The 8,110-nt window shown below is 64.6% G+C and carries 5 protein-coding genes and 1 pseudogene; 2 read left to right on the forward strand and 4 right to left on the reverse strand.

Annotation, left to right across the window (positions count from 1 at the left end; all coding sequences use genetic code 11):
* The coding region (locus tag I0Q12_RS05170) for a metal ABC transporter ATP-binding protein (protein ID WP_197250933.1) at positions 1-747 on the reverse strand (747 nt) is incomplete at its 3' end.
* Between the two features lie 28 nt (positions 748-775).
* A pseudogene (locus tag I0Q12_RS05175) lies at positions 776-1,872 on the reverse strand (metal ABC transporter solute-binding protein, Zn/Mn family).
* A gap of 153 nt (positions 1,873-2,025) precedes the next feature.
* Here I0Q12_RS05175 and I0Q12_RS05180 point away from each other — a divergent pair.
* A complete protein-coding gene (locus tag I0Q12_RS05180) occupies positions 2,026-3,132 on the forward strand; it encodes a LacI family DNA-binding transcriptional regulator (protein WP_197250934.1) in 1,107 nt (368 codons plus the stop codon).
* A gap of 30 nt (positions 3,133-3,162) precedes the next feature.
* Here I0Q12_RS05180 and I0Q12_RS05185 read toward each other — a convergent pair whose 3' ends face one another.
* The gene (locus I0Q12_RS05185) at positions 3,163-5,124 is read right to left on the reverse strand and encodes a deoxyguanosinetriphosphate triphosphohydrolase family protein (RefSeq protein WP_197250935.1); all 1,962 of its coding nucleotides are present in this window, start codon (positions 5,122-5,124) and stop codon (positions 3,163-3,165) included.
* Between the two features lie 562 nt (positions 5,125-5,686).
* Here I0Q12_RS05185 and I0Q12_RS05190 point away from each other — a divergent pair.
* Positions 5,687-7,438, forward strand: a complete 1,752-nt coding sequence (locus I0Q12_RS05190) for a M4 family metallopeptidase (RefSeq protein ID WP_197250936.1) — start codon at positions 5,687-5,689, stop codon at positions 7,436-7,438.
* Between the two features lie 89 nt (positions 7,439-7,527).
* Here I0Q12_RS05190 and I0Q12_RS05195 read toward each other — a convergent pair.
* Positions 7,528-8,110 (reverse strand): SLC13 family permease (locus I0Q12_RS05195; RefSeq protein WP_269437539.1); only part of this gene is annotated, 583 nt, incomplete at its 5' end.

The following is an 8,110-nucleotide window of genomic DNA, read 5'->3' on the forward strand; positions in this document are numbered from 1 at the left end:
GTCGGTGCGGTACAGCTCCGACAGCACCTCGGAGGTCATGACCTCGGCGGGGGTGCCGATGCGGAACTGGCCGTCGACCAGGTAGAGGACGCGATCGACGAGCGGCAGGATCGGGTTGATCTCGTGGGTGACGAACAGCACCGCGGTGTCGTGGTCGCGGCGACGCCGGTCGATGAGGGCCGACACCAGGTGCTGGTTGGCCAGATCGAGGCTGAGCAGCGGTTCGTCGCACAGCAGGACACGCGGGTCGCCGACGAGTGCCTGCGCGATGCGCAGCCGCTGCTGCTCTCCGCCGGACAGCGAACCGATCGGGGCGTTCGCGTAGGACTCGGCCCCGACCTGGGCGATCGCGGCGTCCACCGCGGTGCGCCGCGTCTTCCAGAAACGCACCCCCGTACCCCACCGGTGCCCGTCGACACCGAGGCCGACGAGGTCGCGGCCGCGGAGCGGCACACCTTCGTCGAGCGACTTCTGCTGCGGCACGTACCCGACGTGCGAGTTCCCGGTCCTCGCCGGGGTACCGGCGATGGTGGCGGTGCCCGCGCTGAGTGGAAGCTGGCCGAGCAGGACCTTGAGCAGCGACGACTTCCCGGCACCGTTGGGTCCGAGTACCGCGACGAACTCGCCGGGTTGGACGGTCAGATCGAGGTTCTCCCACAGCGTGCGTTCGCCGAACGCCAGCCGCGCGTTACTCAGTTTTACGGCGGGTTCTACGGAGGGGGAACGGTCGGGGTTGTGTGTGCTCACCGGATTCCGTGTTTCTCGAGCGGGCGGATCAGGCCGGGGTGCCGAGTGCGGCGGCCAGCTTCTCGACGGTGCCGGTCTGCCACTGGACGTAGTCGACGCCCTCGGGCAGCGTCTCGAACACCTCCACGACCGGGATGCCGGCCTGTTCCGCGGCCTTGCGCATCTCGAGGCTGACCTTGTCCTCGGTCTGCGGGTTGTAGATCAGAGCCCGGACCTGCTTGTCCAGCAGCAGCTGGCGGGTGGCGGCGATGGACGCGGGGGAGGGATCGGTGCCGTTCTCGACGGCGTTGGTGAAGTCGGTCGGGGTGAGATCGTTCAGCGTCGCCGCGAGGACCAGGTAGTGCGCGATCGGTTCGGTCTGCGCGATCGGTGCCTGCGTGTGCTCGGCCGCGACGGCCGCGATGCCGTCGGAGACCTCGTGCAACCGGGTGTGGAACGCCTCGGCGTTGGCGCGATAGACGTCCGCCCCTTCGGGATCGAGTTCCGCGAGGCGGTCGGCGACGGAGTGGGCGACGGCGTCGGCGGTCGCGAGGTCGTACCAGACGTGCTCGTTCACGCCGCCGTGGTCGTGGCCCTCGTGGCCGTCCTCGCTGTGGCTCTCGGTGGCGTGGCTGTCCTCTCGGTGGCCCTCGGCTTCGTGGCCTTCGTCTTCGTGGCCCTCGTCGTGCGCTTCGTCGTCACCGGTCGCCGCGGTGTTCCCACCGGTTGTCTCCGCTCCGTGCGCGTGCCCGTCGTGCAGGTCGCTGTTCTCGCCGGACTCGAACAGGGCGAAGGCGTCGACGGTCGCCGCACCGGTGTTCGTGGCCTCGAGGACGTCGTCGACGAACTGGTCGTAGCCGCCGCCGTTGTAGACGACGAGCGACGCGTCGCTGATCGCCGCCGCGTCGGTCGGGCTGGCCTCGTAGGAATGGGGTCTGCGGACGGCTCCGTGATCAGGGACCGGACCTCGATGCGGTCGCCCGCGACGGCCTGTGCGACCGAACCCCACACGTTCGTCGATGCGACGACCTTGATCTCGTTCGAATCCGTGTCGCCGGTCGAGCCGCACGCGGTCAGGCTCAGTGCGGTGGCGCAGGCGAGGGCTGCGGCGGCGGTGGCGGCACGCGTGCGGGGGGACAGTCGCACTGATCCTTCTCCTGGATTCGACGTCGGGCGTGTCCGCGGGAGGCAACCCTAACGTTATTGGAAACCGTTACCGTTCTACTTTAGCGGACCGGATCGGGACTTTTGACCGGACCCGGGTGGCCGTGACGGGCAACACACAGCTACGGTCCGTGCATGCCCAGGTCCCGTCAGCCTCGTCGCCAGGCCACTCTGGCCTCGATCGCGGCCGAGCTGAAGATCTCGCGGACCACGGTTTCCAACGCGTACAACCGGCCCGATCAGCTGTCCGCGGAACTGCGCGAACGCGTCCTCGAGGTCGCCAAGCGGCGCGGATATCCCGGGCCCGACCCGATGGCGCGGTCGCTGCGCACCCGCAAGGCCGGGACCGTCGGTGTCCTGCTCACCGAAGCGCTGAGCTACTCGTTCCGCGACCCCGCCGCCATGACCTTTCTGTCCGGACTGTCCGAGGCCTGCGAGGCCGCCGGACAGGGTCTGCTCCTCGTCCCGGCCGGCCCGGGCCGCGACGACGAAGAGGCCGCCCAGGTCGTGCACCGATCCTCCGTCGACGGTTTCGTCGTCTACTCGGTACCCGACGGCGACCCCTACCTGGCGGCCGTCCTCGAACGGCACCTCCCGATCGTGGTGTGCGATCAGCCGCGCGGCATCGCCACCGCACCGCTCGTCGGCATCGACGACCGCGGTTCGATGCGACGCCTCGCCGAGTACCTCATCGGATTGGGACACCAGCGGATCGGCATCGTCTCCATGCGGCTCGGTCGCGACCGCCACGACGGTGTCGCCGACGCCTCGCGTTTCGCCACCGAGAGCTTCCACGTGCAGCACGAACGGATCCGCGGGGTGCAGGAGGCGATGACCGCCGCCGGACTCGATCCCGCCGAACTCACCGTCGTCGAGCGGTACGCCCATACCGCCGACGACGGTGCAGCGGGTGCCGCACAAGCGATGACGGCCGATCCGCGGATCACCGCGCTCATGTGCACCACCGACGTTCTCGCGCTGGGTGCGCTCGCGTGGGCGCACAACTCCGGGCTCGATGTGCCCGGGCACCTGTCGATCACCGGCTTCGACGGCATCGACGAGGCGCTGCGGGAGGGGCTGACCACCATGCGTCAGCCGCAGAAGGAGAAGGGCCGCCGCACCGGCGAACTACTGCTCGCAGCCCCGTCGCACTCCGGGATCGGTCAGGTCGAGACGCTCGAGACCGAACTGCTCCCGGGGCGCACCGCAGGCCCGGCCGAAAGTCTTTGGTGCGCTGAATAGCCCGTGCATTTCGTGGACGAGCGCTTGTCCTCACTCGTAGTAGAGGGGCGAAGGGGCGCCTGTGCCGGATACAGTGCCAGCCAGTGAGACCAGTTGCGCGTCGGTCAGTGAAGATATGTAGTCGATTATCGCTCGAGCCTGAGCTTTGTTCAGCGCATCGAGAAGCTTTGATACGTCATCTTTGTTTTCGCCCCGAAGGTCGATTCGCCCGTTTTCCTTGTGGGTCTTCAACGCGGACTCTTCGATCCTTTGGAGCCCTGGATCGGAATTGATTTGGCTCCGAAATTCTTGATCGATCAGTTCGCGCAATGTCACCGGTAATCCCCTGGCGGTTGCCATCCGGCACCAAGCTCGGAGATTCCGGACGGCTTTCTCGATGAGCTTCTTCTGTCCTGTCTGTGTGAGGACGAGCTCGGACCTGTCGATTACATATTGCTTGGTTAGCCATTTCAGAACCTGAATCTCGCACCAGTGATCGGTGCGTAGCCGAGCTACCGTTCCCAATTTGTCGTCTGGATCCGGAACATATACACCATCTATGTATGAGTTCACCCGACTGGCAAAAGCGGTGCGAACCATCGTGTACGCGGCTCGGGAACCATCGAAATGGCGAAGCATGCCGAACCTTATGAGATTCTCGACCTTGCTGACGGATTTCTGAAATTCGTTCTCGTCAAACTTCTTTCCGTAGTGCTCCCTATATACGACCTCGAGCTTGCTTTCGGCGTAGTCTCTGAGTTTTTCGTACTCGTTGCTTGTCGGAGTATGTGCAGTCTTGCCGCAGTTCCGGTATTTGGAGGGGGGTGTTGTGCAGGAGACGAAATCCTTCAGTACAGCTACGGCCTGATTGCGGCGAAATCGTCCGGCTGTGTAGAAGTCCTCCAGGTCATGCAATGCATAGGTTATGTCGTCGGCGATATCCATGATCGACGCTTCGAGCGTCTGAGTCTCTCCGTCGACTCCGACCGCCCTCCGGGCGCCCTCAAGGTATTTTCGATCGCTCGTGTAAGCGTTGAATTTGTTCCATTTGTGGTTCTTCCTGTTCGCGAGTGCTGGTCTCAGCCACGGATACTTGATGACTGCAGCGAGGGTGGCGTTCGTGAGGCGCATCCCGTCCGTTCGGTTGAATCGGAATTCGAGACGAGTCAATACCCGCAGGGTCTGTGCGTTTCCTTCGAAGCCTTCCAGGCCCATAAGGCGCGCCAGTCGGTCCAACTCCTCTTCGCCCGCATGACCGAACGGGGGGTGCCCGATGTCATGTGCGAGTCCCGCAGCCGCCACGATATCCGGATCAAGGCCTCCGCCCGGGGAGAATTCATCGCATGCGCGAGCTGGACCTACTCGTGCAATCAGCGATTCCGCAATTCTCCTACCCACTTCCGCTACTTTCAGTGAGTGTGTCAGTCGATTGCGCATGAGGTGCCCGGAGGGATCTGGTGTGGTAATCTGGGTTACGCCTGCTAGTCTGCGAAATGCCCAAGAATCCAGTATTGTGTCGTAGTCGGTGAGCCCTTCTCGATCTTTTCCGTCGGGCATTTTCTTCGGAAGTCGGATTCCGTTGTAGGATTCCACGTCTGTCGGTCTCGAGTATCGCGTCTGCGCAGGTGTGCCAGGCTTTCCGCGCTTCTTCTCAGGAGCTTTCCCCGATTCGGTCCGGTTGGATTTCACGCCTTCCGGATACAGCTTCAGGTTCCCTTTTTGGAGCTGGTCCCAGAGTTCGATTGCCACATCGTGCTGGCTTGTCTCTGTTCCGGCCTCTTGTGCTGTGAGGTTGAGCAAGTCGTCTATCTTGTATGTTTCTCCACTTCTTGTCTTCTTCTTCAGAATTCGGCGTATCCTCTTCTGTCGAGAGTTTCGGCGCGAATTCTTGCGAATCTCGTTCAGTGCCTGTTCGAGGCACTCCACGCTCGGTCCCTTGCTGAGATCCTCGTCTTCCGGGCTGTACATCGAACGCTCCCCGTCGGTGATCTGGTTGTCGGCGAACTTCGTCACGGCAGTGCGAGGCACTGCCGTGACGAAGATTCACGGACTGCCCGTCTGCGTGGCTGGCGCTACGCCCCCTGCCGTGCAGTCCAACTTGGATGATCCTCTTATCGTGCCAACGTGTCATCGATTAGGCGGGAAATGTGTAGTTGAATCTGGATCGCGACAGGTGACGGCGGTGACCGCAGGGCGGAGGAACACCATGTGCCGGTCCAGTGGTCGATGGGCAATTGAAGACGAATTGGATTGCGCTGCTCGAATTTGAGCTGGCAACTGGCTTCAGCGAGCGAGAATTGCGGAGGCTTGCGAATCGAATGGTTGCTGGGGATCACGGATCGGACAGTCGGTCACTACGTCGTGACAGGCAATGGGATTTCGGTCGACTACCCGACTACTGCAGGCCGTTACGTGCATCCGGCAGGGACCGCGCCGCAGATTTGAGGTAGCGGACTACTCGTGTGGTGGTCGGCCGCTCGCCCTACCGTCGGATCGTGGCCGCACCTCGCGACCGCGGCGAGCCGTACGCGGCAGTCGCCGGACTCGAACATGCAAGAAACCGAGGGTGTTTCGTATGTCTACTTCCCTGGAATTCCTCCACTACCACGTCGCCGAGGACCCGGCGGTGTCCCCGGACGAGAACGCACGGTCGCCGGAGTCGTTCCCGGCCGGGGCCGTCGCGCCGGAATTCGACGCTCCCGCACCGATCTTCACCAGCAACGAGGCGGCAGCCCGGTTCTACGTGGATCAGCTGCTCCGGAGCGACGACCGCCCGTCCCTCGAATCACTGGTGGAACCCGGACGGCCCGAACGGGTACCGGGTCTGGTGTTCGACGGTGAGCAGGACCTGCGGGCGGCCGGAACCCGGCAGGTGCGCTTCCACCAGACGTCACGGAACATCCCGGTCTTCGGGTCCGGGGCCGTCGTCGAAATGACCGAATCACGCGAACTCGTGAGTGTGAACGCGCGGCTCGACGAGGTCACCGGTGTCGACCCGATCGAGTCTCTCGATCGAGCGGAGGCGCTCGCGAGGCTCGCTCGGTACACCGGCAATGATCTGCCTCCCGACGTCGGGGTGGGCGCGACCCTCACCTTCTACAAGGACGAGGACTCGGGGTCGTGGCACCTGGCATGGTTGTTCACCGAGGTCCCGGCCGAGCCTGCCACCACCGGCGACGAAGCCGTCGGCGACGCGGACGAGGTGCGCGGGATGGGCCCTCGCCCGGTCCCGCCGTCCTTCGACTACCTCGTCGATGCCCACGACGGAGAGATCCTGTTCTGCTACAGCGCGGTGGCGACCGCGCTTCCGACCCCGGCCCGGTGCGTCGGAGTCGACGAGAACGACGACCACCAGACGTTCCTCGGCCAGCTCGTGGATCCGGGCGGTACCACCTGCCGGCTCTCCGATCCGCTGCGTGCGGTCCACACCTACGACCTGCGGTTCGCGGATCTCGACAGCGACCCACCGGTGCCGCGCAATCCCGTCGAGGCCCCCACGAGCGACTTCGGCACGACCAACCGGGCCGCCGTCTCCGCGCACCTCAACGCCTCCCGGGTTCAGGACTTCTACAAGGTCGTCCTGCAGCGCGACGGCATCGACGACAAGGGCATGGATCTGATCTCGCTGGTCAACGCCACCGCAGCAAGCATGGAACCCCCGCCGACGCTGCTGAACGCCTTCTGGTGGAAGCGCCGGATGTGGTACGGGCAGATCTCCCGGAACGGCCGGCTCGTGAGCTTGTCGCGGTACCTCGACGTCATCGGCCACGAACTCACCCACGGGGTGATCGAGTCGACCTCGAACCTCGTGTACGCAACCCAGTCCGGGGCTCTCAACGAGTCGTACGCGGATGTCGCGGGAGTCGTCATCGGCAATTGGTACACCGCGCCGGACCGCCACGACGTGGGCACGTGGGACTGGAAGATCGGTGCCGGGCTCCGCCCGGACGGCCGACCGCTCCGCGACTTCGAAGACCCCACCCGAACCGGACATCCCGCGCACATGAACAACTTCCGTGCGTTGCGTCCCGGTGAGTTGCCGAGCAACCGCAACGATCAGGGCTGGGTCCACTTCAACAGCAGCATCCACAACAAGGCGGTGCACAACCTGCTCACGATGACCAAGAACGGGGCACGCGTGTTCACGGTCGAGGACGTCGCGGTCCTGACCTACCTGGCGATGGCCCGGCTGACACCGCGAGCGACGTTCACCGACGCGCTGCAGGCAACCGTCGACGTCGGCCTGACCTACTTCGGTGGCGACCCGGACCGGAAGGGGAAGGTCGACTCGATCCGGGAGGCGTACCGCCTCGTCGGCATCACGTGAACTGCCGACCGACCGCCGACGAAAACGACACCCGCTCACGTCCAGGACGTGAGCGGGTGTCGTTTTCGGTGTGCCGATCAAACCGGCGGTCACATACCGGGAACCACCAGCGTGGTGACCGTGACGACCGGGCCGATCACGATCATCGCGAAGCCCCAGGCGAGCATCATTCTGGTCAGCTTGGAACGCTGGCTCGGTTCGGCGTTCGCGATGCAGGTCGCGCCGGGCGACGAGAACGGCGTGCTGTCGACCAGGTTCGAGGAGATGGCGATCGCCATGATCAACCCGAATCCCGGAAGCCCGCCGATCGCGATCACCGGAATCGCCAACGGGATGAGCGCGCCGAGAATGCCGGTGGTCGATGCGAATGCGGAGACGAACGCGGCGACCAGGCACAGGGCGAACGCGGCCAGAAGCGGGGACCCGACCGATTCGGCGGCGTGCCCGAGAAGTTCGACGGTCCCCATCCGCTGCATGACGCCGACGTAGGTGAGGATGCCGCCGACGAGAAGGATCGTGGACCAGTCGACGCCCTTGATCGCCTCGCGGGTCCGGCCGGGGTAGAGCACCGAGATCACCAGGGCGAGCGCCAGCGCGAGCACCCCCACATCCGAATCGATGTCCAGGAACATGAAGGCGATGACGAGACCCATCAGCGTTGCCACCGCGGTC

It is taken from the genome of Rhodococcus sp. CX, from assembly GCF_015865005.1.
Lineage (GTDB): Bacteria > Actinomycetota > Actinomycetes > Mycobacteriales > Mycobacteriaceae > Rhodococcus.

Coding starts and splice junctions, on each gene's coding strand:
- I0Q12_RS05180 (WP_197250934.1), top strand. CDS start 2,026: ATGCCCAGGTCCCGTCAGCCTCGTCGCCAGGCCACTCTGGCCTCGATC.
- I0Q12_RS05190 (WP_197250936.1), top strand. CDS start 5,687: ATGTCTACTTCCCTGGAATTCCTCCACTACCACGTCGCCGAGGACCCG.